The organism is Flavonifractor plautii ATCC 29863 (assembly GCF_000239295.1).
Lineage (GTDB): Bacteria > Bacillota > Clostridia > Oscillospirales > Oscillospiraceae > Flavonifractor > Flavonifractor plautii.
On the sequence record NZ_JH417763.1, the window covers coordinates 1 to 22,220 of the forward strand.

The window sequence follows — 22,220 nt, forward strand, 5'->3', positions numbered from 1 at the left end:
GCCCGGCCGAATCGTGCGATTCGGCCGGGCCCCTTTTTGCCTGGAGGGCCGGGGCTCAGCCCTGGTCCTTTTCCATCATGATGCTGAGGATGGTGCGGTCGGTCTCCACCATGCCGGGGGTGCTGATGCGGCCCATGTTGCGGATGACCTGCTCCGGGGTGGCGGCGCAGATGCCGTCGCTGGGGCTGACCACCACGCCGCCGACGGCCAGGTAGGCGCTCATGATGGCGGCGGAGGCGGCGGTGGCCAGTTTGAGGGCGCAACCGATCTTGCCGCCGTCGCAGATCATGCCGGTCAGGTTGGCGCTCATGTTGATGATGGCGGCGCCGATCTGCTTGTCGTCGCCCCCCAGGAGCCACACCATGGCGGCGGAAGCGGCGGTGGCGGCGGACACGCCGCAGCCGCAGGTGGCGCTGAGCTTGCCGGTGAACAGCTTGATGTAGACGTTGAGCAGGTGGGAGAAGGCCAGGGCCTTCACGGTGGCCTCCCGGCTGGAGCCCAGGTGCCTGGCCATCTCCACCACGGGGATGATGGCGGTGATGCCGTGGTTGCCGCTGCCGGCGCTGCTCATCACCGCGTAGGGGCAGCCGGACATGCGCCCCTCGGCGCTGGAGGCCACCCGCACCATGGTGCGGGTCATCAGGCTGCTGCCCATGATGTCGGTGGACAGGTGGGCCTTGAGGGTGTCGGCGATGCCGATGCCCAGGCGGTGCTCCAGGCCGTAGTCGGAGAGGGTCTCGTTCATCTCCGCGCCCTCCAGCATAAAGGCCAGCTCCTCCTCGCCAGCGGAGTCCGCCAGCTCCCGGAGCTGGGCGACAGTCATGGACTTGAGCTTGGCGTGGAGCGCGTCCTCGCCGCCGGCGGTGTACTCCTTCTCAAAGAGCACCTCGTTGTTGGCGCTGGTGTAGATGATGTTGGAGTGGGTGTCCCGGATGGTGCTGATGCCGATGCCCCGGGTGGTGATGACCTCGGCGTGGGCGTAGAGCTGGCTCTCTCCCTCGGCGATGGTCACGCTCACCTGCTTGTCCTCCACCAGACGGATGGCCTCCTTGCTGACGATGCTGTTGATCTCCTCCAGCAGCTCCAGCCCCTTCTCCGGGTTGCCCAGGCAGGCACCCAGGGCGGCGGCGTACTTCAGGCCCACCCGCTGAAAGCCGGGGATGCCCACGCTCATGCCGTTCTTGTAGATGCCGGGGTTGACCTCCATCTTGATGGACACCACCTGTCCGCCGATGGCGTGGTAGGCGTCGGCGGCGCAGAGGGCCACGCACACGGGCTCGGTGCACCCCAGGGCGGGAACCACCTCCTGGTGCAGCAGGGTCAGCATCTCTTCCTTGTTCAGTTGCATCGTTCATCGCTCCTTTTCCGCCGGCCCCGTAGGGCGGCCAAGTCTTCTGCCTATTTTATCATGCAACCGGCATGCCAACTGCATTTTTGGCCGCCAAAGCCAAAAATCCGCGAAAAAAAGCGGGGATCGGCTTGACATGGGGCGGGAAATCCCGCAGAATACTGTTAAATCGGTTAAACTGGTTAAAGTAAATGGCCAAAAAGGAGGAGAGAACCCCATGAAACAGGATGTGGCGGTCATCTCTCTGGACGCCTACGCCGGGCAGTTTTACGCCCAGCAGGTCCAGGAGCTGTTCGGCGAGCGGATTACCGTCTGCTCCTACAGCGTGCGGGACGGCTCCATCGAGCACATGCCCCGCCGGTACGACCTCTATATGGTCACCACCGACGCCTTCGACTCCCTGGGAGATCTCCACCAGTACGTCCCCATCGACGGGGAGATGATGGAGATCCACGTCACCCTCCGGTGGGACGTGGTGCGCCGCCTCCAGAGCCTGCCGGCGGGCAAGCGGGCCCTCTTCGTCAACCTGAGCGACAAGATGTGCCGGGAGGCGGTGACCCGCCTCAACCAACTGGGGGTCAACCAGTTGGTGTTCGATCTCTACCACCCCGGCGCGCCGGAGCCGGACATGAGCCAGTACGACTTCGTCATCACCCCCCAGGAGACCCGCTACGTCCCCGCCGGGGCGAAGGAGATTATCGACATCGGCCAGCGGGTGTGCGACAGCTCCACCATGATCGAGGCGGCCCTCCGCCTGGGGCTGGAGGAGCTGCTGGAGAGCGAGCGGTTTGAGCAGTACCAGCGGGAGGTGGCCACCAATACCTACAGCTTTGACCGGGTGTTCGCCCGGGGCCTGCGGCTGGAGAGCCAGTTTGAGATGCTCATGGAGATTCTGGATGAGGGGATCGTGGGGGTCAACGAGCGGGGGGAGGTCTTTGCCTGCAACCGCAAGCTGGAGGAGATCACCGGCATCCCCTGCGGCGAGGCTCTGCACCGCCCCGCCGGCGCGGTGTACCCCTTCCTGCCCTTTGCCCGCTGCCTGAAGGAGAAGGCCCCCCAGCCCGCCCGGGTGGTGAGCGCCGGGGGAGTCAACATCAACGTGGCCGTGGCCCCGGTGCTGCGGGGGGACGCCTGCATCGGCGCCTTCGCCACGGTGCAGCGGTTCAACGATGCGGAGAACCGGCAGAACGAGCTGCGCAGCCAGCTTCTCCACAAGGGCTACCGGGCCAAGTATACCTTTGACAACGTGGTGGGACAGTCTCCCGCCCTGCTGCGGTGCATCACCATATTAAAAAAGATGAGTCTCACCCCCCTGCCGGTGCTCCTCATCGGCGAGACGGGCACCGGCAAGGAGCTGTTTGCCCACGCGGTGCACAACGCCTCCCCCCGCGCCGGCGGGGCCTTCGTGGCCATCAACTGCGCCGCCATGCCGGAAAACCTGCTGGAGAGCGAGCTGTTCGGCTACGAGGAGGGGGCCTTCACCGGCGCCCGGAAGGGGGGCAAGCCGGGGCTGTTTGAGTTTGCCCACGGGGGAACCCTCTTCCTGGACGAGGTGGAGGGCATGAGCACCGCCCTCCAGTGCAAGCTGCTGCGGGTGCTCCAGGAGTGGGAGATCATGCGGGTGGGGGGCAACCGCATCATCTCGGTGGACGTGCGCATCGTGGCCGCTACCAATGAGGATCTGGAGCGCCGGGTGGAGGAGGGCAGCTTCCGCCGGGACCTCTATTACCGGCTCAACACCCTGCCCGTCCTCATCCCGCCCCTGCGGGAGCGGGAGGGAGATCTGCTGCTGCTCATCGACCACTTCTGCCGCAACATTGGGGCCTCCTTCACCCTCTCGCCCGAGCTGGAGCGGCTCCTGCTGGCCCACCAGTGGCGGGGCAACATCCGGGAGCTGCGCAATGTGGTAGAGTATTTCAGCTACCTGGGACATACTGTGGTGGGGGTGGAGGAGTTGCCCCCCACCTTCCACTACCTCCCCGCCGCCGCGCCCCCGGCGGAGCTGCCCGCCCTGGCCGACTGCCCCCGGGAGGACTCCCGCTTCGTGCTGGAGCGGCTCTACGAGGCCGACCAGGCGGGCCGCAGCCTGGGGCGGGAGGCCATCCTCGCCGCCGCCCGGGAGGCGGGGCTCCCCTGCTCCCAGCAGGAGGTGCGGCGCATCCTGGCCGGGCTGGACCGGGCGGGCCTGGTGCGGGTGAGCCGCGGCCGGGGCGGCACCCGCCTCACCCCGGCCGGGCGGGCCCTGTGCCGCCGGCAGGCGGTGGAGGGCGGAGCGGAAATGGTTTGACCAATTTGACCGTTTTTTCTTTCTTTGACCAGTTTAAACGCGCCCTGCTGCATTTCTCCGCCGGGTGGTCCTGGACTGCCCGGCGGGTTTCTTTCTGTTATGCATAAAACAGCAGACTAAATTTTAAGCTTATTTAACAATGTTTTGCCGCCCGGAGCGATTCGGCACATAGATTGCTTTTATGGTCGGACAGAATACAGGGCCGGGAAGCCCAGGCCAGGAGAGAAAGAAGGATGATCCCCTATGAAGTATGATTTCGACACCGTGGTGGACCGCGGCGGCAACCGCTCCGCCAAATACGACGAGCGGATGAAGAAGTTCGGCACCGACCAGGTGATCCCCCTGTGGATCGCGGACATGGACTTCAAGACCGCCCAGCCCATCGTCGACGCCCTCACCGCTAGGGCCCAGGAGGGCATCTGGGGCTATACCAGCCGCCCGGACTCCTATTTTGAGGCCATCCGGGGCTGGCAGAAGCGCCGCAACGGCTGGGACATCGACCCGCGCCTGATGAGCTTCAGCCTGGGTGTGGTGCAGTCCATCAGCGCCATGGTCAAGCTCTTTACCCCGGAGGGGGGCAGCGTGCTCATCCAGACCCCGGTGTACTCCGAGTTCTACGACATGACCGAGGCGTGGAACCGGAAGGTGCTGGAGAATCCCTTCGTGGAAAAGGACGGCAGGTGGGAGATGGACTGGGCCGACTTCGAGGCCAAGCTGGCCGAGGCCGACCTCTTCCTCCTGTGCAGCCCCCACAACCCCCTGGGCATCGTGTGGACGCCGGAGGAGCTGCGCCGCATGGTGGAGCTGTGCATCAAACACCGGGTGGTCCTGTTCTCCGACGAGATTCACTCCGACCTGATCTTCCACGGCAAGCGCCACACCCCCACCGCCTCCGTCTCCGACGAGGCCGCCCGGTATGTGGTCACCGGCATCTCCGGCACCAAGACCTTCAACCTGGCCGGCCTGCAGGCCTCCACTGTGGTGTTCCCCAACGCCCACATGAAGCAGGTCTTTGACCAGTTCTGGATGAACATGGACATCCACCGCAACAACGCCTTCTCCCTCACCGCCATGGAGGCCGCCTTCAACCACGGCGAGGAGTGGCTGGAGCAGCTGCTGCCCTACCTGTCCGCCAACTTCGACTTTGTGGCGGACTACTGCCGGGAGCACATTCCACAGATCAAGACCTGCGCCCCCGACGCCACCTACCTCATGTGGCTGGACTGCCGGGCGCTGGGCCTGGACAACGACGCCCTGCGCCGCTTCATGATCGAGCAGGCGGGCCTGGGCCTCAACGACGGCTGCTCCTTCGGCCGCAGCCTGAACGGCTACATGCGTCTCAACGCCGCCTGCCCCCGCAGCGTGCTGGAGCGGGCGATGAAGCAGCTCGAAGCGGCGGTCAAGGCCCTTTGAGCCCACACAGGACTGGTAAAAGGAGGTAAATTCCCTATGGCAAACCTGCAAAAGAAGAGCTTCTGGCAGCAGTACGGCAACCTGATTCTCATCCTCAGCGGCATCCTGATCGGCGCCCTCATCGGCGTGGTCGTCCCCGACTTCGGCACCACCATCAAGCCCATCGGCGACATCTTCCTCAACCTGCTGTTCACGATCGTGGTCCCCCTGGTGTTCGTGTCCATCGCCTCCGCCGTGGGCAGCATGGCCAATATGAAGCGCCTGGGCAAGATTCTGGGCGGCACCATCGGCACCTTCATCTTCACCGGCGCCATCGCCGGCGTCTGCGTGCTGGTGTGGGTCAACCTGTTCAGCCCCTCAGCGGGCACCACCATCGAGCTGGTGGCCAGCGAGGTGGGCGAGGCACAGACCGCCGGCGAGCTGCTGGTCAGCTCCCTCACCGTGTCCGACTTCTCCGACCTGTGGGACAAGTCCAACATGCTGCCCCTCATCATCTTCGCCATCCTCTTCGGCTTCTGCGTCTCCGCCTGCGGCGGCGAGCAGAGCCCCATGGGCAGGCTGCTGGCCAACCTGAACGACATCATCATGAAGTTCGTGGGCATCATCATGCTGGTGGCCCCAATCGGCCTGGGCGCCTACTTCGCCAACCTGGTGGCCACCTACGGCCCCGAGATCATCGGCGACTACGGCCGCTCCATGCTGGTCTACTACCCCCTGTGCGCCCTCTATGGGGTGATCTTCTTCCCCCTCTACGCCTTCCTGGCCGGCGGCCGGCACGGTGTGGCGGCCATGGTCAAAAACATCCTGCGCCCCGCCGTCACCGCCTTTGCCACCCAGTCCTCCGCCGCCACCATCCCCGTGAACAAGGAGGCCTGTGACAGCATCGGCGTGCCCAAGGACGTCAGCGATCTGGTGCTGCCCATGGGCTGCACCATGCACATGGACGGCTCCGTACTCAGCTCCATCACCAAGATCGCTTTCCTCTACGGCGTGTTCGGCATGGACTTCTCCGGCGCGGGCACCTATGGCATGGCCATCGTGGTGGCTATCCTGTCCGCCTTCGTCCTCTCCGGCGCCCCCGGAGGCGGCCTGGTGGGCGAGATGCTGATCGTCTCCATGTTCAACTTCCCCGCCGAGGCCTTCCCCATCATCGCCACCCTGGGCTTCCTGTTCGACCCCGCCGCCACCTGCCTGAACGCCTCCGGCGACACCATCGCCTCCATGCTGGTCACCCGCCTGGTGGAGGGCAAGGAGTGGCTGGCCAAGGCCGCGGCCGCCAAAAAGAGCCGGGTCTGAGCTCCATTCACCTCTGTCTGTTCCATCCATTGATCCATTTATAAAAGGAGAATCTGCCATGACTATCATCGACACCAAGCACGCCCCCGGCGCCATCGGGCCCTATTCCCAGGCCTACGAGACCAACGGCCTTGTCATCACCTCCGGCCAGCTTCCGGTGAACCCCGCCGACGGCGCCATGCCCGAGGGCATCGCCGCCCAGGCCGAGTGGAGCTGTAGGAATGTGGGCGCCATTCTGGAGGCCGCTGGCTCCGGCTTCGACAAGGTGGTCAAGACCACCTGCTTCCTGGCCGACATCGCCGACTTTGCCGCCTTCAACGAGGTGTACGCCAGGTACTTTACCTCCAAGCCCGCCCGCTCCTGTGTGGCGGTGAAGGCTCTGCCCAAGGGCGCCCTGTGCGAGATTGAAGCCATTGCCGTAAAGTAAGGAGGAGACAAGATGAAAGTGACCGTGATCGGCAGCCACCTGTGCCCGGATACCCTGTACGCCCTCAACAAGCTGGTTGAGGCCAAGGCGGATATCACCTTCCAGAACCTGTCCGCCAGCCTGCCCGACCTGAAGGCCTATTTGGCCCTGCGGGAGAGCAGCCCCGTCTTCGAAGGCCCCAAGGCCAAGGGCTCCCTGGGCATCCCCTGCTTCGTGCGGGAGGACGGCACCGTCACCCTGGAGCTGGAGCAGGTGCTCAACTGAGTGGATGAGAGCAGCTGCCAATAAACCCTCCCCGCAAAAGGATTCGAAGGGAAAGATCGTGTGAAAGAAAACCGTCCGGGTTGTCTTTCACGCCGGATCAAACGACTTTTGGAGCCGTTCAAAAGGCTCCAAAAGTCCGGCAGCCTGTCGAAAATGTGTTTTCGACAGACAGGAAGGGAGCGGCGCCTGATGGGGCCGCTCCCTTGTGCGTTTTTACAGGTCGTTGCGGCACAGATCCTCCAGGGACTCCCGGCGGACTGCCACATAGGACTCGTTGCCGCCCCGGAGCATGACAATGGGGGGCCTGGGAAGGCGGTTGTAATTGGAGGCCATGGAGTAGTTGTAGGCGCCGGTGGTGCATACCGCCAGAATGTCTCCCCGGCCCACGCTCCCGGGCAGCAGGACGTGCTCCTGGATGATGTCGCCGCTCTCGCAGCAGCGGCCCACCACCGAGCAGGGAAATTCGGCGGGCTGATCCAGCTTGTTGGCCAGCAGGCAGGTGTAGCTGGCCCCGTAGAGGGCGAAGCGGGGATTGTCGGGCATGCCGCCGTCCACCGAGACGTAGTTTTTATAGCCGGGGATCTCCTTGACCGTGCCCACGGTGTAGAGGGTCAGTCCCGCGTCTCCCACGATGCTGCGTCCGGGCTCCATGTGAATCTCGGGCAGGGCGATGCCCAGGCGGGCGCAGGCGCCCTTGGCCGCGGCGGCCACCTGGGCCACCTTGGCGTCCACGTCCAGAACGGGGTCGCACTCGACGTAGCGCACGCCGTAGCCGCCGCCCAGGTCAAGCTGCCGGGTCTGGTAGCCATGGGCTTTCTCCATGTGGGCGGCGAACTCCAGCATGATCACTGCGGCCCGTTCAAATACGTCCTCGGCAAAGACCTGGGAGCCCACGTGGCAGTGGAAGCCCACCAGCTCCACATGGGGCTGGCGGAGGGTGAAGAGGGTGATCTCCTCGGCCTGGCCGGTCTCGATGGCGCTGCCGAATTTGGAGTCCACCTTGCCGGTGGCGATGGCCTCGTAGGTGTGGGGGTCGATGCCGGGGGTCAGGCGGAGCAGCACCCGCTGCTTAATGCCCCGCCGGGCGGCCTCCGCCTCAATGGCCTTGATCTCCTCCACGTTATCCGCCACAAAATAGCCGATACCGTGATCCATACTGTAGCGGATGTCCTCATCGGTCTTGTTGTTGCTGTGAAAGTAGGCCTGGCCCAAGTCGTAGCCCGCCCGGAGGGCGGTGTAAATTTCGCCGGAGGACACCACGTCAATGCCCATGCCCTCCTCCCGCATGATCTCATAGATGCGCTGGAAGGAGTTGGCCTTGCTGGCGTACAGGGGCCGGGCGCCGGGGCCGAAGTGCCTGCGGAACGCCTCGGTATACACCCGGCAGTTGGCGCGGATCCGGTCCTCGTCCATCAGGTAGAGGGGGGTGCCGTACTGCCGGGCCAGCTCCACGGTGTCCTGACCGGCAAAGAGCAGGCGCCCGTTGGAGACGGTAAGGTTGTCGCAGATCATGTCTCATTTCCTTTCTGTTTCTCTGGAAGATATCCCGCCCCGCAGGGGGCCCCGGGGGGATGCTATTTGGCGTGTCTGGCCGCAATGGCCCTGTCCAGCCAGTCCTTGCCGTCGGTGACGCGGGCGACGATGTAGCACACCACATAGTCTCCGGCGGAGTTGATCATTGTGGCCGGGGGATCTACCAGGTTGCCGATGGCCACCAGGATGGGGAAGGCAACCTCAATCTGCTGGGGGAAGAAGATGGAGCAGATGATGTACTCACCGATGTAGCCTCCGCCGGGCACGCCGGACATGCCCACCGAGGAGAGCACCGCCACAGCCACCACCGCCGGGAGCATGGTCCAGGGCATATCCACGCCCATGGCCCCCAGGACAAAGGCGATTTTCAGCACGCAGGAGAAGCAGGAGCCGTCCATATGCATGGTGGCGCCCATGGGCACGACCATATCGGCCACATCCTTGGGGATGCCGGTGTCCTCCGCCTCACGCAGGTTGGTGGGGATGGTGGCGGAGGAGGAGCAGGTGCCCAGCGACATGATGGCGGGCCTTGCGATGTGCTGGAACATGGTCTTGATGCCGTGCCTGCCGCCGCCGATATAGGCGAAGAGGGGAAAGGCGGTGAAGATGTAGATGAAGCACAGGGGGTAGTATACCACCATGGCCCGGCCATAGGCGGAGGCCACGCTGGAGCCGTAGGTGGCTACCAGATCCGCAAACAGGGCGAAGAAGGCGATGGGGGCGTAATAGGTGATGATCTTCACAAAGGCCATCATTACTTCGGTCAGGCCGTCGAGGAACTTGCCGATGACGTGGTCGGGACCGCCCACCAGATTGGTGGCAAAGCCGAACAGGATGGAAAAGACGATCAGCGGCAGCATGGCGCTGCGGCTCAGCAGGCCCACAAAGTCGTCGGTGGTGAAGAAGTTCACGATCATGTCGGCGAGGGAGGCGTGCTCGCCGATGGCCTCGGTGGCCATGTCGGTCCAGGGCTCCAGCACCGGGGGAACCAGCTTCATGACAATGAACATGATGACGGCGGCAACGGCGCCGGTGACCACGAAGGTGAGCACGGTGGTGCCCATGATCTTGCCTGCCCGTTTCCGGCTGCGTACGCTGGCCACGGAGTTGGAGATGGAGGCGAACACCAGCGGCACCACCACGCAGAACATCATATTGATGAACACGGTGCCGGCGGGCTTGATAAAGTGACCAAATTCAGGAAAGAACCAGCCGGCCACGCAGCCGGCTACCATGGCAAACAGCATCAGGGCCAGGAAGCGGTAGTTCTTCATAACTGTGGATTTGTCCATAACAATACCTCTCTTTCTTCTAACACACAGAACTGCCGGTGGGGTATGCGGCGTCACCTCCTCTCTCAGTGTACCGCACCGGCGGCCGCTCTATCACTCAAAGGGGCAGTTCCTCGTCGGTGAGCTCCCCTTTTGCAACCAAATTGGTGGGCCCGGTCAGAAAGAGGTGTTCCACCGTTGAGCCGCGGCGCTCCACATCCACCACCAGCTCGCCCCCCGTCATCTGGACGGCCACCGCCCGGCCGCTGACCGCGCCCTGGAGGGTCAGCACGGCGGCCACCGAGCCGGTGCCCGTGCCGCAGGCGTAGGTGAAGCCCTCCACGCCCCGCTCAAAGGTGCGCTCCCAGATCCGCCCCGGTCCCTCCACATCGAAGAAATTGACATTTGCGCCCTTGGGGAAGGCGGGGTGGGCCCGCAGCTTCCGCCCCAGGGCGAACAGCTCCGCCTCCGGCCGGCCGCGCAGTCCCGGAATCGGAACCACTGCGTGGGGCAGACCGGGATCTCCCAGCTCCACATAGGAGCAGGGATAGGTCTTGCCGTCCACCTCCACGGGGTAGTCCAGCCGGAGGGTGGTGGGCCGGTTGAGTTCGATTTTATACTGCCGCCGGGTGATGCGCCGGCCGGTGACCAGGCCAGCGGTGGTCTCCACCCTCTGGAGCTCTCCGGCCAGCCCGATCTCATAGCCATAGCGGCAGATGCACCGGGCCCCGTTGCCGCACATCTCGCCCGCGCTGCCGTCGGAGTTGTAAAACAGCATTCGGTAGTCCCCGCCGGACTGCGGCCGCTCCACCACCATCAGACCGTCCGCCCCAATGGACAGGCGGCGCTCGCACAGCCGCCGGGCCAGGGCGGGAAAGCAATCCGCCGACAGCCCCTCCTGTAGATTGTTGAGGATAATAAAGTCGTTGCCTGCGCCGTTCATTTTCCAAAACTGCATCGAAGGCTCCCTCCCGTTAAACGTGCTCCTTGTCTCATTGCCTATGCAAGCTGCATGCCAGGCGGCCAAGGGGGGCGAAGTTCAGCGGTTCCAACAAAATATGGCCGTCAAATTCAGACAGAATCCGCAAAACATGGGGCGCAAGATCCAGCATCCCCGGAACCTGGGTGAAAAAAACGGGAAAGGGAGTTCGGATTTCCGAACTCCCTTTCCCAAAAACAGGACGTGTTTAGTCCAGTTGGTATTCCTTCAGCTTGCCGTAAAACACGGTCTTGGACAGGCCCAGCAGCTCCATGGCCTTCACACGGCTGCCGCCGCACTGGGCCAGGGTCTGCCGGAGAATCTGCCTTTCCTCCCGCTTGAGCCGTTCCTTCAGCGTGAGCGGGGCGGGCGCTGTGCCCTCCAGGTGGATGTGCTCGGCATAGATAAGCTCCGACTCGGAGAGGGCCACGGCGTTCTCCAGTACGTTTTCCAGCTCCCGGATGTTGCCCGGCCAGTTGTAGGCCAGCAGCTTGCCAAAGGCCTCGCCGGACAGGCTCCTGGGCGGGACGCCGTACTTCTGGGGAATCTTCTCCATCAGCCGGTCGATGAGGAAGCACACGTCCTCGGGACAACTGCGCAGGGGAGGCAGCTCCACAGAGAAGGCGCTGAGCCGGTAGTAGAGATCCTGGCGGAAGCGCCCGGCGGCCACCTCCGCCCTCAGATCCCGGTTGGTGGCCGCCAGGATGCGCACATCCACCGGCACGGACCGGGTGGAGCCCACCCGGCAGACCACCTTGTTCTGGATTACACTGAGCAACTTGGCCTGGATCTGGAGGGGGATCTCGCCAATCTCGTCCAGGAAGATGGTGCCGCCGTCGGCCGACTCAAAAAAGCCCGCCTTGCCCTGGGGGTTCGCCCCTGTGAAGGCGCCCCCCACATAGCCGAACATCTCGCTTTCAAACAGGGTGGGGGAGATGGTGGCGCAGTCCACCGTGACGAAGGGGCCGCGGCGGGGCTGGGCCTGACGGATGGCCTGGGCGAGGAAGGACTTTCCGGTGCCGTTCTCGCCGGTGATCAGGATGCCGCAGTCCAGCTGGGACAGCTTGTAGACCCGGTGCCGGACGGAGGCCGGCAGGGTGTCGAAGCCGAAGCGCTCCGCAAAGGACGCCTCCTGGGGCGCGTCCTTGCGGGCGGTCTCCCGGTAGGTCCGCTCGGCCATCTTGATGGCATTGTTGCGCTCCAGGATGGTCACATGGATATCCTCAATGTTCCGGAACTTGACGATCACTCCGTCCGGGCGTCCGCCCTCCGCCCCGGGCACGGGGAGAAGGGTGGCCACCAGCTCAAAGCCGTTGATCTCGTACTCCCGGTCCTCAAGCCTCGGCGCCTGTCCGTTGAGCACCCGGGCGAGATCCCGCTCAAACTGCGCCCCCTCAAAGAAGTCGCGGAAGTGATAGCCCTCCACCTGGAGGGACAGCCCGGCCCGTTTTTCGCTGTAGGAGCCGCCCCGGAGCAGGTGGCCGATGCCCTCCCTGCGGGCGGAGTAGCCCTTCTCCTGCCAGAACTTCACCCGGCCAGTCGCCCCGTCCAGAACCACCATCTGTCCAATGCAGCGGAAATACCCGATGGTGTAGACGGTGTCCCTTATCGTAACGGTGACGCTGCGGCGCTCGATGGAGAGGCGGATCGGGATCCCCTCACAGACGGTCTCCAGACAGAGGCTGTCCGCGTCCTGGTCTGGCAGGAACTTGTAGACGGGCCGCCGGCCGGGCATGTCGAAGACGCCTGCCGCCACCAGCCGGTCGTTGACGCGGAGCCTGGGCTCCCGGATGCCGATACGGGCGAGATCCTCCGGCCGCAGCGCCCCGTCGTCCGCGCCGATGGCTGTGTCGGCGATCAGCACCAGGTCGCCCGGCTCCAACCGCCCGGCGGGGTGGGGGTGCTGGCTGTTGTGGTAGAGGCCGAACCTCACCTTGGCCTGCTGGTTGATATGGGTGATGATGCCATCCCGATCCAGGGTGAAAATGGCATGGGATGAGGAATCCATGAGACATTGCAGAAGATCCATAGCGGTGCTCCTCTCCGGGCGGGCCGGGAAATCACCTCTATTGTACGGGAGAAAGGAGCCGGTGTAAATACCGGATTTGGAGGGGGTTCGCCGCCTGTACGCAGAAACGCACCTGACTTCGGAGGGAAATCAGGTGCGCATTCCCCGTGGGGCTCAGCAGCGGGCGGAGAGGACGCGCAGGATGTCCTCTGCCGGGGGCGGGCAGCCTGGAACCTGCTCTTTGGCGCAGTTGCAGCAGGCGCCGATTCCAAGGCCGTCAAAGGGAACTCCGCGCCAGCCCTGGCCGATGGCGATGGGTAGGCCTTGTACGCCGCTGGTGTGGAGGGCGCGCACCAGGCTTGCGTAGCAGGCCGAGCAGGCGCTTCTGGCCTGGACGGTGCGGGTGAGGGCGGCCACGGCGCCGGAGGGGGCGGGGTAGTCCGCCGCCGCGGAGGGCTCGTTGAGGCGCACCACATCTCCCTCCTCCAGCCGGGTGGAGCCGGCCCCCCAGGCCTCGGCCATCTGGATATAGGGCGCCTGCTCCAGGGCCAGGCCCATAAGGCGGCAGCTGTAGGCGTCCAGCTGCACGGGGTCCTCACCCAGCAGCATCCGGCCCGTGGGGACGGGGTTGCCCCCCTCCTCAAAATCCAGATCCCCGCAGAGGCTGTCCACGATGGTCAGCTCCGGCCGCAGGGCGGCGGCCAGGGCGGCGATGGGGCGCATCAGCCCCTCGGAGTGGAAGCGCCGCTTCTCCCGGTCGGGCAGGCAGCCCTTGCAGTTTTTTAGGGCGCAGGTCATGGCGGTCTGGCAGTGGCCCTTGAGCACGGGCAGGTTGATGAGGTAGTCCGCGTCCAGGGCGCGGCAGCAGATGTCCATGGGCCGCAGGGGGGTGTCCACCCGGCGGGTCTTGTCCCGCTTGAGGTCGCAGAGGGGCACGCCGTACTTCTTCCCCACCGCCTCGTATCCCGCCGCCCGGAAGGCCCGGCCGGTGTCGTCCCCCACCCAGGAGCCCTCGATGATGGAGATATCCCGGAAGCCATGGTCACGCAGATACTCGATGGCGCCGGACAGGACGCCGGCGTGGGTGGTGGCGCCGGTTTCGGGGGAGGCGGCCACCACCAGGTTGGGCTTGAGGGCCACCGAGGCCCCGGAGGGGATTTTGCACGCTGCGCCGGCGGACTCCATCAGGGCGCGGGTCATGGCGTGGGCATTGGTGCCAAAGATCTCATAGATGCGGCTCATTGCGGCAACTCCTTTTCTTGCGCGGCGCACTCGGGACGGAAATAGGCGGCGGCCAGGGCGATGAAATACTGGGCGGATTTGGACAGGTAGCGATTGCGCCGGTAGCAGGCAGACACGGTCCAGGCGGGATGGGCAGACAGGCGGAAGCAGGCCACGTCCTCCACCCCCTGGACGTAGTAGGCGGGGACGATGGAGCAGCTCAGCCCCTTCTGTACCATGGAGACATTGGCCCGGTTGCTGGCGGTCTCCAGAAAGAGGTTGGGCTTTCGCCCCGCCCGCTCAAACAGGGGGTCGATGACCTCCCGCTGGGTGGAGGAGCGGTAGATGAGGCAGAAGGTCAGGTCCCAGAGGCACTCCGTGTCCAGCACCGTCAGGGGCGCGCCCGGCGGCGCGGCCCTGGCCGCCAGCGGATGGCTGCGGGGCGTGATGAGCAGGAACTCCTCCCGCAGGAGAGGGACGCAGGTCAGCCCCGGAACCTCCCCCTCCGGCCTGGAGATGAAGCCCAGATCCAGCTCGTCCCCGGCCAGCATCTCCAACTGCCGCCGGACGCTGATCTCCCGCGGGGTCACTGTCACCTCGGGATAGCTCTGATAGAACCGTGGGTACACGGCCATGAACATCTCCATGCCCCGCTCCGGGGCGAAGGCAAGGGAGAGGGTGCCCCGCCTCCGGCCGGCGATGTCGTGGATGATGCGGTAGGCCTCGTTTTTCAGCTCCAGCATCCGGCGGGCGTACTCCACGTAGACCCTGCCGGCCTCAGTGAGGGCAAAGCTGCTGCGGGAGCGGAAAAAGAGCCGGGTGCCCAGCTCATGCTCCAGCTTCAGAAGCTGCTGGTCCAGGGCGGACTGGGTGATGAACAGCTTGGCCGCGGCCTTGCTGATACCGCCCTCCTGGGCGATGGTGAGAATATAGGTCATCTGTTTGACGTCCATGGCCGATCACTCCTTGCCGGTAAAAGGGCGCGCCCCCGGCTCCGCGTGGGAAGGTCGGGGGCGCAGCGGGGGAAAAGAACCACTCAGCGGCGGATGAGGAGCACCGCCACGTCGTTGACATTGGTGCCCGTCGCCCCCGTGTGGAGCAGGCCGCCGCAGGCGGCCAGGGCGTGGTAGGCGTCGTTGTTCTTCAAAACCTCAAAGATGCGCACGCCCTGCCTCGCCAGCCGCTCCTTTGTCCCGCCGTCCACGAAGCCGCCGGCGGCGTCGGTGGGGCCGTCGGTGCCGTCGCTGCCCAGAGAGAACACGGCTGTGTCCTCCAGCCCGGCGATGCCGGCGGCGGCGGAGAGGGCCAACTCCTGGTTGCGCCCGCCCAGGCCGGAGCCGGTCAGGTGCACCACGGTCTCCCCCCCGGCCAGGAAGGCCAGGGAGCAGTCCGTATCCTGGTGGGCACGGGCTACGGCGGCCAGGAAGGCCCCCGCCTCCCGGGCCTCGCAGTCCAGGCTGTCGGTGAGCAGCACCGGCTCATAGCCCAGCTCCCGGCAGGCCGCGGATGCGGCGGCGCACAGCTCCCGCACGCTGCCGGTGATAAGGGTCTCCACATTGTCCAGAACCTTGGGCGTCTCCCGCTCCAGGCACTGGGAGGCCTCAGGCGACAGGCGCAGGCCGTACTGCTCCGCGATGCGGCGGGCATCGGCACAGGTGGAGGAGTCGGGGTAGGCCGGGCCGGAGGCGATCATGTCCAGCGGATCGCCGATGATGTCCGACAGGACGATGGAGAATACCTTTGCCGGGGCGCAGTGCTGGGCAAACCGCCCGCCCTTGACGGCGGAGAGCCGCTTGCGGATGGTGTTCATCTCCACGATGTCCGCCCCGCTGGCCAGCAGGCTCTGGGTGATGGACTGGAGCTCCTCCTGGGGGACCAGCGGCGCTTCAAAGAGGGCGGAGCCGCCGCCGGAGAGGAGAAAGAGGACGGTGTCCTCCGCTGTCAGGCCGTCCGTAAGGGCCAGCGCCTCCTCCGTGGCGGAAAAGGTGTCCTGGTCGGGGACGGGGTGGCCCGCCTCCCGGATGAGCAGGGAACCGATGGGGCCCTGGGCATGGCCGTGCTTGGTGATGACGATGCCGCCGTCCAGCCGCCCCCCCACGCAGTCGCAGGCGGCGCGGGCCATAGACCAGGCGGCCTTGCCCACGGCCACCAGCACCACCCGGCCGCCCTGAAAGGGGTTCCCCTCCAGGGCGCGGCGAACCGCCGCGTCGGGCTGGACAGCGGCGATGGCCCGGCGGACAATCTGATCACAGTCGTTTCTCAGTTTCATGCGTTCCTCCATGGTCGCCTCGCGGAGAGGCTTAAATCAGGCCGGCCTCAGACATGGTGCGGCGGAAGCCCTCCTTGGCGGGGCCCTCCGGGGTGGGGAGGCTGGGCCGGTAGGGCACGCCCACATCCCGGCCGCGGAGCGCGGCCATATCCTTGGCGGCCACAGGGAAGCTGGCGGGGTCCATGGCCAGACGGACGGGGTTGAGCTTGAACTGGGCCTCCAGGCTGCCCTGGAGATCCCCGGCGGCAAACTTGTTGTAGACGTCGGTGATCAGCTCGGGCATGAAGTTGGCCGCGGTGCACACGCCGCCCACCGCGCCGTGGCACAGGCTGGCGTAGAGCAGGGTATCCTTGCCGCCGAACACCTTGAAGCCCACGTCGCGGGTACGGCGGATGAACTCGGCGGTGAGGGTGATGTCGCCGCTGGTGTCCTTCATGCCCACAATGTTTTCCACCTGATGGGCCAGGGCGTCCACGAGATCGGCGGTGAGGGTGTACCCCACCCGCCCGGGGTTGTTGTAGAGCAGCATGGGGGTGCCGGGAACGCTTTCGGCGATGGTCTTGAAGTGCTGGAACAGCTCGTCATAGGTGGGCTTGAGGAACATGGGCTGGAGCACGCTGACGCCGGCGGCGCCGTTGGCCACGGCCATTTTGGCCAGACGGCAGCACTTCTGGGTGCGGATGGCGCCAATGCCGAAGTAGACGGGGACGCGGCCAGCGGCCTGATCCACCATAATCTTCAGGCCCCGCTCCATCTCGTCCTCTTCTACCATATAGAACTCGCCGTTGCTGCCAAAGGCCAGAATACCGGACACGCCGCCCTTGATGACGTAGTCCACCTGGTCGCGGAGCCTGGCCTCGTCAATGCGCTCCTCCCCGTCGATGGGGGTGAGTATGGGCACCACGACGCCCTTGATAAAATCCGTATTCATGATCGATCACCTCGCACTCGTGTCGGGCGGCCTTACAGGGACTCGATGCCGGTGAGCTTCTTGTAGTACTTGATGATGGAGCTGTGATCGTCCTGGCCGCAGCCGTTGTTGTGCAGCCACTGGAAGATCTCCTGCACCGCGGCGGTCATGGGCAGGGGGGAGCCCACGGTGTGGGCGCAGTCCAGGGCGTTGTTCAGATCCTTGATGTGCAGGTCAATCTTGAAGCCGGGCTTGTCATTGCCCTCGATCATCATGGGGGCCTTGGCGTTCATGACGGTAGAGCCGGCCAGACCGCCGCGGATGGCCTGGAACACCAGCTCGGGGTCCACGCCCGCCATCTTGGCCAGGGTCAGGGCCTCGGACAGGGCCTGGATGTTGCAGGCCACGATAATCTGGTTGGCCAGCTTGGTGGTGTTGCCCGCGCCCACGTCGCCGCAGCGCACCACAGAGGCGCCCATGGCGCCCAGGATGTCCTTGTACTGGTCAAAGACCTCCTGCTTGCCGCCCACCATGAAGGAAAGGGTGCCGTCGATGGCCTTGGGCTCGCCGCCGGAGACGGGGGCGTCCAGCATCTCGATGCCGCGCTTGGCCAGCTCCGCCGCGATCTCCTTGGAGGCCACGGGGTTGATGGAGCTCATGTCGATGAACACGCTCCCCGGCTTCATGTGGGCGGCCACGCCGTCCTCCCCCAGCATGACAGCCTTTACCTGGGGGCTGTTGGGCACCATGGTCAGCACCACGTCGCAGGTCTCGCCGATCTCTGCGTTGGTGGCGGCCTTGGCCCCGGCGGCTACGATCTCGTCCACGCTGGCCTGGTTCAGATCGCTGACCGTGAGGTCATAGCCCGCCTTGAGCAGGTTCTTCGCCATGGGCTTGCCCATAATGCCAAGACCGATCAGTCCGATTTTCATAATACATTTCCTCCTTAAAATAATAGCACAGATTGGGGTGGATAGGAACTATAAAAGCGGGACTCACGCGTTGGCGCGGGCCACGTTTTTGGTGACAATCACATCGGCGCCCAGGCCGCACACGTCGGCCAGGGCCACCTGCCCGACGGCGGTGGGGGCCTGGAGACGTACGGTGTTGATGACCTCCATTACCCGGAAGATGTCCTTCTTGGAGATGGGGCGGCTGAGCCGCACGCTGGCCAGGGGCAGTTCGCCGCCCTCCACCAGTACGCTGGTGGCGATATTGCGCTGGGGGTCGGTGAGCTCCTGGCGGACATAGGCGTCTCCCTTGGGACAGGTGGCACCCTGGACGGCGTACACCGTGTCCCCCTCATATTCGGCTGTGATCTCACAGCTGTTGGGGCAGATAATACAGGTAAAACTCCGCGTCACTGTACGCTCACCTCCAAATCACCGGACTGCTCCAGCACCGCGGCGCGGATGGGAAGCTGAAGCATCTCGGCAGGGAGTGCCTTGGGCAGCCTGCGCCGCAGTACCTCGCGGCCGTCCTGCGTCACGGTCAGGGTGACGGCCTTCATGGGCCGGGACACCCGCAGGGAGAGGGTGAAATCCCGGCTGCCGCTGATGCGCTGGGGGATGACGTGGCCCACGTTGGCGCCCGCCCTGACCTCCAGGGGACAGGGGGGAAGCGCATGGTTTTTCAGGTACTCCGCCGCCGACGAGGCCAGGGCCTCCGCCTCCAGGGAGACGAAGTCCACCAGATCGTGGACATGGAGCACGTTGCCCGCGGCAAAGACGCCGGGAATGCTGGTCTGGTAGTGCTCATCCACAAAGGCGCCCTTGGTGCGCCCGTCCACCGCCAGGCCGGAGCCGTTGGCGATGTCCCCGGCGGGGATGAGGCCCACCGAGAGAATCAGCGTGTCGCACTCCACCCGCTCCTCCGTGCCGGGGATGGGGCGGAGGCGTTCGTCGACCTGGGAGACCGTAACGGCCTCCAGACGCGCCCGGCCGTGAATATCGGTGACGGTATGGCTCAGGTACAGGGGGATGCCATAGTCGTTGAGGCACTGCTCGATGTTGCGGGGCAGGCCGCTGGGATAGGGCTGCACTTCATAGACGGCCTTCACATGGGCCCCCTCCAGCGTCATGCGGCGGGCCATGATCATGCCGATGTCGCCGCTGCCCAGAATGACCACCTCCCGGCCCACCATGAGGTTGCGCAGGTTGATGTACTCCTGGGCCACGCCGGCGGTGTAGATGCCCGCCGGGCGGCTGCCCGGAATGGCCAGGGCGCCCCGGGTACGCTCCCGGCAGCCCATGGTGAGAATCACCGCGTCGCCCCGGAGCTGTTTGAGCCCGGCGGGGCCGGAGGCGGTGACGGTGCGGTCGGCCTCCAGGGAGAGAACGGTGGTGTCGGTCAGGCAGGTGATGCCCAGCTCCTCCGCCTGGGCCACGAACCGCTGGGCGTACTCGGGGCCGGAGAGGGTCTCGCCGAAGCGGGTGAGGCCGAAGCCGTCGTGGATGCACTGACGGAGGATGCCGCCGGGGCGGTGCTCCCGCTCCAGCACCACCACGTCGTCGACGCCCTTCTGCCTGAGCCGGATGGCGGCGGCCAGGCCGGCGGGCCCGCCGCCGATGATTACCGCCTGATGGCGTTCCACGTTCATGCCGGCTCCCCTCCTTTCACTGACCCGGTGAACATCCAGGAGCCCTCCGGCCCCAGGTGGATGTCCCTGAAGTCCTCCCCCAGCTCCCGGTGGAGGGCCTCGGTGATGCGGGTCTCGCAGTAGCCGCCCTGGCAGCGGCCCATGGTGGCACGGGTGCGCACCTTGATACCGTTGACGGTGTGGACGCCCAGGGGGTTGTGGATGGCCTGGAGAATTTCGGCCTTGGTGACCTTCTCGCAGCGGCAGAAGATCTCGCCGTAGTCCGGGTTCTCCGCGATGGCGGCGGCCCGCTCCTCGTCGGCCATATCGGCAAAACGGCGGATGCCGTGCCGGATGGGATCAAAGTCGGGATTGGGCTCCAGCGCCTCCTGCCGGGCGATGAGGGCCACGGCCCGGCGGGCCAGCGGGAGGGCGGAGGTGACGCCGGGGGACTCGATGCCCACCAGGTTGACCACGCCGGGCGCCTCGTCCCGGCACTCCAGTACGAAGTCCTGTACCGCGCCGGTGGCGGGGTCGATGCGCTTGGGCCGGATGCCGACAAAATTGCGGATGAAGTAGGCGCGGTCCATGTGCTTGAACATCCGCGAACCGCTCTCAATGAGGCCGTCCATGGCGGCCTGGGTGGACTCGTAGTCCTGGAAATCCCGCGCCAATTGGCTGTCGGGCCCCACCAGTACATTTCCGTCCACGGTGGGCGTGGCATGGGTGTCAAACGTATTGTCCGGATTGGGGGCGGGATAGACGGGAATCTTGGCAAACTGGCCCGCCAGCTTGTCAAGAACGAAGTATTCGCCTTTGACCGGCTTAATGACATAGCCGGGAATGCCCAGTTGCCCGCTGACCACGGCGGAGTTGAGCCCCGCGCTGTTCACCACCCAGCGGGTGTGGAAGTCGCCCCTGGTGGTGTGGAGCAGGTGGGTGCCGTCGGCCTGCCGGGTCTCGCCGGTGAAAGCGCAGTTGAGGTGGTACTCCGCCCCGTTGTGAACCGCGTTCTCCGCCAGGGCGATGGTGTAGAGGAAGGGGTCCAGGATACCGCTGGCCGGGCACCACATGGCGAAATTTCCGCCGGCGCTGGGGTCAAGCTCATCCATCCGCTTGCGGTCGATGAGCTCCAGGCCCTTCACGCCGTTGGCCTCGCCCCGGGCCATGAATTGCTCCAGCCGCTGCCGGTGCTCATCGGTGAAGCCCACGATGAGCTTGCCGGTGCGCTTAAAGGGGACATCCAGCTCGCGGGCTACCTGGTCGAACTCCTGGTTGCCCTCCACGGCGCAGATGGCCTTGAGGGAGCCGGTCTTATAGAGGAACCCGGCGTGGAGCATGCCGGTGTTGCGCCCACTGGTCTGGGTGCAGACGTCGCTCTCCTTCTCCAGCACGGCGATGCGCAGCTTGTACCGGGAGAGCTCCCGGGCGATGGCGCTGCCCCCCACCCCACCGCCGATGATGACGACATCATAGGACTGCTGCATAGGGATGGCTCCTTTCTCCATCAAAGGAACAGGGTCAAAATGGGGACGGTGACCAGGCTGGTCAGCGTCGAGATAAACACACACTTGGAGGCGAACTGGGCGTCCGCCCCGTATTTCTGGGCCAGGATGGCGGTGGTGGAGCCGATGGGCATGCCGGTGAGCACCACGCTTACCCCGGCGGTGAGGGGATCTACCCCCAGCAGCCGCAGGGCCACGAGGCACACGGCGGGCAGCAGGAGCTGGCGCACCGCCACCAGATAGAAGCACTTGGGGTCGAACACGGTCTTGAGGGGCACGTCGGCCAGGATGGCCCCCACCAGGGCCATGGCCATGGGAGAGGTGCAGGCGCCCAGATTGTCCACCGCGGTATCCACAAAGTGGGGCAGGGGGAGCTGGAAGAGCATCCATACCAGCCCCACCTCCACGGCGATGATGCCGGGGTTGAGCAGCACCTTTCGGACGGCCTGCTTGGCGTCGGCCTTGGTAAACAGGGAGATGCCGGCGCTCCACATGAGGATGCGGGTGGGGATGATGAACAGGGAGCCCAGAAAGAGGCCCTTGTCGCCGTAGGCGCCGCTGACCACGGGCAGTCCGGCAAAGCCGGAGTTGGTGACCAGGGTGCCGTACTGGAGGATGCTCTTCTCCCCATAGGGAAAGCGGTTGTAGAGCACCTTGCCCAGCAGCAGGGCCGCCGCGGCCATGACGGTGGCGATGAGGACGGCCACGCCCCCCTGCTTGAGGGACTCCAGGCTGAACTCCATGTGGAAGGACTCAAAGATCATGCAGGGCAGGGTGATGAGCACCACAAAGTCGGTCAACTTATCCCGGGCCGCGTCGTTGAAAATGCCCTTCTTGCGGCAGAAGAAGCCCACCGCCATGTAGATGAAGAGGACGGTCTGCACGTCCACCATCTTGAAAAAGCTGTCCAT

Annotated in this window: 19 protein-coding genes; 5 read left to right on the forward strand and 14 right to left on the reverse strand. The window is 65.3% G+C overall.

Going from position 1 to position 22,220, the window contains the following annotated elements:
- Positions 1-55 precede the first annotated feature (55 nt).
- On the reverse strand, positions 56-1,348 hold the full coding sequence (locus tag HMPREF0372_RS09115) for an L-cysteine desulfidase family protein (protein ID WP_007491268.1): 1,293 nt from the start codon (positions 1,346-1,348) through the stop codon (positions 56-58).
- Positions 1,349-1,565: 217 nt separating this feature from the next.
- Here HMPREF0372_RS09115 and HMPREF0372_RS09120 point away from each other — a divergent pair, with 217 nt between their 5' ends.
- From HMPREF0372_RS09120 to HMPREF0372_RS09140, 5 genes are all read left to right on the forward strand, one after another.
- Positions 1,566-3,635 (forward strand): sigma-54 interaction domain-containing protein, encoded by a 2,070-nt coding sequence (locus tag HMPREF0372_RS09120; RefSeq protein WP_039997072.1) that lies wholly within the window; start codon positions 1,566-1,568, stop codon positions 3,633-3,635.
- Positions 3,636-3,878: 243 nt separating this feature from the next.
- On the forward strand, positions 3,879-5,048 hold the full coding sequence (locus HMPREF0372_RS09125) for a MalY/PatB family protein (RefSeq protein WP_007491272.1): 1,170 nt from the start codon (positions 3,879-3,881) through the stop codon (positions 5,046-5,048).
- Positions 5,049-5,084: 36 nt separating this feature from the next.
- Positions 5,085-6,344 carry a dicarboxylate/amino acid:cation symporter gene (locus tag HMPREF0372_RS09130; RefSeq protein WP_007491274.1) on the forward strand — a complete coding sequence of 420 codons (1,260 nt, stop codon included), beginning with the start codon at positions 5,085-5,087 and terminating at the stop codon, positions 6,342-6,344.
- A gap of 58 nt (positions 6,345-6,402) precedes the next feature.
- Entirely contained in the window at positions 6,403-6,771 is a 369-nt protein-coding gene (locus HMPREF0372_RS09135) for a RidA family protein (RefSeq protein WP_007491276.1), read from the forward strand.
- A 12-nt stretch (positions 6,772-6,783) separates the two neighbouring features.
- Entirely contained in the window at positions 6,784-7,035 is a 252-nt protein-coding gene (locus tag HMPREF0372_RS09140) for a glutaredoxin (protein WP_007491278.1), read from the forward strand.
- Positions 7,036-7,248: 213 nt separating this feature from the next.
- Here the strand turns inward: HMPREF0372_RS09140 and lysA are convergent, their stop codons facing one another.
- The 13 genes from lysA to HMPREF0372_RS09205 all read right to left on the reverse strand — a co-directional run bounded on the left by lysA (position 7,249) and on the right by HMPREF0372_RS09205 (position 22,220).
- Positions 7,249-8,547: a diaminopimelate decarboxylase gene (gene lysA, locus HMPREF0372_RS09145; protein WP_007491280.1), complete on the reverse strand. Its 1,299-nt coding sequence runs from the start codon at positions 8,545-8,547 to the stop codon at positions 7,249-7,251.
- 62 nt (positions 8,548-8,609) lie between these two features.
- Positions 8,610-9,860 carry a dicarboxylate/amino acid:cation symporter gene (locus HMPREF0372_RS09150; protein ID WP_007491282.1) on the reverse strand — a complete coding sequence of 417 codons (1,251 nt, stop codon included), beginning with the start codon at positions 9,858-9,860 and terminating at the stop codon, positions 8,610-8,612.
- Positions 9,861-9,957: 97 nt separating this feature from the next.
- Positions 9,958-10,797 carry a diaminopimelate epimerase gene (gene dapF, locus HMPREF0372_RS09155; protein ID WP_007491284.1) on the reverse strand — a complete coding sequence of 280 codons (840 nt, stop codon included), beginning with the start codon at positions 10,795-10,797 and terminating at the stop codon, positions 9,958-9,960.
- Between the two features lie 229 nt (positions 10,798-11,026).
- Complete coding sequence (locus tag HMPREF0372_RS09160) at positions 11,027-12,847, reverse strand: sigma-54 interaction domain-containing protein (RefSeq protein WP_007491286.1); 1,821 nt, start codon at positions 12,845-12,847, stop codon at positions 11,027-11,029.
- 153 nt (positions 12,848-13,000) lie between these two features.
- The gene (locus HMPREF0372_RS09165; protein WP_007491288.1) at positions 13,001-14,068 is read right to left on the reverse strand and encodes a DUF362 domain-containing protein; all 1,068 of its coding nucleotides are present in this window, start codon (positions 14,066-14,068) and stop codon (positions 13,001-13,003) included.
- The gene (locus tag HMPREF0372_RS09170) at positions 14,065-15,000 is read right to left on the reverse strand and encodes a LysR family transcriptional regulator (RefSeq protein WP_007491290.1); all 936 of its coding nucleotides are present in this window, start codon (positions 14,998-15,000) and stop codon (positions 14,065-14,067) included. Before HMPREF0372_RS09170 ends, HMPREF0372_RS09165 begins: the two co-directional genes overlap by 4 nt.
- Positions 15,001-15,083: 83 nt before the next feature.
- Positions 15,084-16,316, reverse strand: a complete 1,233-nt coding sequence (locus tag HMPREF0372_RS09175) for a glycerate kinase type-2 family protein (protein ID WP_039997076.1) — start codon at positions 16,314-16,316, stop codon at positions 15,084-15,086.
- Between the two features lie 31 nt (positions 16,317-16,347).
- Positions 16,348-17,247, reverse strand: a complete 900-nt coding sequence (locus HMPREF0372_RS09180; protein WP_007491295.1) for a dihydrodipicolinate synthase family protein — start codon at positions 17,245-17,247, stop codon at positions 16,348-16,350.
- 32 nt (positions 17,248-17,279) lie between these two features.
- A complete protein-coding gene (garR, locus tag HMPREF0372_RS09185; protein WP_007491297.1) occupies positions 17,280-18,158 on the reverse strand; it encodes a 2-hydroxy-3-oxopropionate reductase in 879 nt (292 codons plus the stop codon).
- Between the two features lie 63 nt (positions 18,159-18,221).
- Positions 18,222-18,590: a DUF1667 domain-containing protein gene (locus tag HMPREF0372_RS09190; RefSeq protein WP_007491298.1), complete on the reverse strand. Its 369-nt coding sequence runs from the start codon at positions 18,588-18,590 to the stop codon at positions 18,222-18,224.
- Positions 18,587-19,825, reverse strand: coding sequence for an NAD(P)/FAD-dependent oxidoreductase (locus HMPREF0372_RS09195; RefSeq protein ID WP_007491300.1), 1,239 nt, complete (start codon positions 19,823-19,825; stop codon positions 18,587-18,589). Before HMPREF0372_RS09195 ends, HMPREF0372_RS09190 begins: the two co-directional genes overlap by 4 nt.
- Entirely contained in the window at positions 19,822-21,291 is a 1,470-nt protein-coding gene (locus tag HMPREF0372_RS09200; RefSeq protein ID WP_039997079.1) for an NAD(P)/FAD-dependent oxidoreductase, read from the reverse strand. Before HMPREF0372_RS09200 ends, HMPREF0372_RS09195 begins: the two co-directional genes overlap by 4 nt.
- A gap of 20 nt (positions 21,292-21,311) precedes the next feature.
- A complete protein-coding gene (locus tag HMPREF0372_RS09205; RefSeq protein WP_007491305.1) occupies positions 21,312-22,220 on the reverse strand; it encodes an AEC family transporter in 909 nt (302 codons plus the stop codon).

Bases quoted from the DNA above. Each gene is read 5' to 3' on its own strand.
- HMPREF0372_RS09115 (WP_007491268.1), bottom strand. From the start codon at position 1,348: ATGCAACTGAACAAGGAAGAGATGCTGACCCTGCTGCACCAGGAGGTG.
- HMPREF0372_RS09120 (WP_039997072.1), top strand. From the start codon at position 1,566: ATGAAACAGGATGTGGCGGTCATCTCTCTGGACGCCTACGCCGGGCAG.
- HMPREF0372_RS09125 (WP_007491272.1), top strand. From the start codon at position 3,879: ATGAAGTATGATTTCGACACCGTGGTGGACCGCGGCGGCAACCGCTCC.
- HMPREF0372_RS09130 (WP_007491274.1), top strand. From the start codon at position 5,085: ATGGCAAACCTGCAAAAGAAGAGCTTCTGGCAGCAGTACGGCAACCTG.
- HMPREF0372_RS09135 (WP_007491276.1), top strand. From the start codon at position 6,403: ATGACTATCATCGACACCAAGCACGCCCCCGGCGCCATCGGGCCCTAT.
- HMPREF0372_RS09140 (WP_007491278.1), top strand. From the start codon at position 6,784: ATGAAAGTGACCGTGATCGGCAGCCACCTGTGCCCGGATACCCTGTAC.
- lysA (WP_007491280.1), bottom strand. From the start codon at position 8,547: ATGATCTGCGACAACCTTACCGTCTCCAACGGGCGCCTGCTCTTTGCC.
- HMPREF0372_RS09150 (WP_007491282.1), bottom strand. From the start codon at position 9,860: ATGGACAAATCCACAGTTATGAAGAACTACCGCTTCCTGGCCCTGATG.
- dapF (WP_007491284.1), bottom strand. From the start codon at position 10,797: ATGCAGTTTTGGAAAATGAACGGCGCAGGCAACGACTTTATTATCCTC.
- HMPREF0372_RS09160 (WP_007491286.1), bottom strand. From the start codon at position 12,847: ATGGATCTTCTGCAATGTCTCATGGATTCCTCATCCCATGCCATTTTC.
- HMPREF0372_RS09165 (WP_007491288.1), bottom strand. From the start codon at position 14,068: ATGAGCCGCATCTATGAGATCTTTGGCACCAATGCCCACGCCATGACC.
- HMPREF0372_RS09170 (WP_007491290.1), bottom strand. From the start codon at position 15,000: ATGGACGTCAAACAGATGACCTATATTCTCACCATCGCCCAGGAGGGC.
- HMPREF0372_RS09175 (WP_039997076.1), bottom strand. From the start codon at position 16,316: ATGAAACTGAGAAACGACTGTGATCAGATTGTCCGCCGGGCCATCGCC.
- HMPREF0372_RS09180 (WP_007491295.1), bottom strand. From the start codon at position 17,247: ATGAATACGGATTTTATCAAGGGCGTCGTGGTGCCCATACTCACCCCC.
- garR (WP_007491297.1), bottom strand. From the start codon at position 18,158: ATGAAAATCGGACTGATCGGTCTTGGCATTATGGGCAAGCCCATGGCG.
- HMPREF0372_RS09195 (WP_007491300.1), bottom strand. From the start codon at position 19,825: ATGAACGTGGAACGCCATCAGGCGGTAATCATCGGCGGCGGGCCCGCC.
- HMPREF0372_RS09200 (WP_039997079.1), bottom strand. From the start codon at position 21,291: ATGCAGCAGTCCTATGATGTCGTCATCATCGGCGGTGGGGTGGGGGGC.
- HMPREF0372_RS09205 (WP_007491305.1), bottom strand. From the start codon at position 22,220: ATGGACAGCTTTTTCAAGATGGTGGACGTGCAGACCGTCCTCTTCATC.